The organism is Agathobaculum sp. LCP25S3_E8, from assembly GCF_052117165.1.
In the GTDB taxonomy this organism is placed as follows: domain Bacteria; phylum Bacillota; class Clostridia; order Oscillospirales; family Butyricicoccaceae; genus Agathobaculum.
Genome location: NZ_JBQKJR010000165.1, coordinates 1 through 644 on the forward strand (window position 1 = coordinate 1; position 644 = coordinate 644).

General features: G+C 50.9%; 1 protein-coding gene. It reads right to left on the reverse strand.

The window, feature by feature from the left end; genetic code table 11:
• A partial coding sequence (locus tag ACTQ34_RS18100; protein WP_441364986.1) for an IS256 family transposase occupies positions 1-644 on the reverse strand: 644 nt, incomplete at both ends.

The window sequence follows — 644 nt, forward strand, 5'->3', positions numbered from 1 at the left end:
TTGCCCAGAATTTGGCGCTCTCATTTTCACCGACCCACATACCCAGAACGTCCTTCCTGCCGTCCAGATCGATACCAATGGCAATATAAACAGCCTTCTTGACGATCTGTCCTTCGCTGCGCACATGGTAGTGGATGGCATCCAGAAAAGCTACCGCGTAGACGCTTTCCAAAGGCCGCTGCTGCCATTCTTTTGCGATGGGTAGGATCTTATCTGTGATGCGGCTTACGGTCGTATCGGACACTTCTACGCCGTAGATATCCTGGATATGCGCTTCGATATCACTCGTGGTCATGCCCTTGGCGTACATGGACAGAATCTTTTCCTCAATGTCCTGACTGATGCTGGTTTGGTTTTTCTTCAGCACCTGAGGCTCAAATTCGCCTTTCCGATCACGAGGTACGGACACTTCCACATCGCCAAAGCTGGTCCGCAGTGTTTTGCTGCTGTGACCGTTGCGGCTGTTGTCCGTGTCCTTATTTTTGTAGTCATACTTGCTGTAGCCAAGTTCATCATCCAGCTCTGCCTCCAGGCCGTTTTCCATGAACTCGGCAATGGTTTCCTTGAACAGGCTCTGGATGTCCTCCATGCTGCCTATGTTCGCCATCTGCAGCAGTTCTCTGATTTTTTCCCGACGTGCGTTT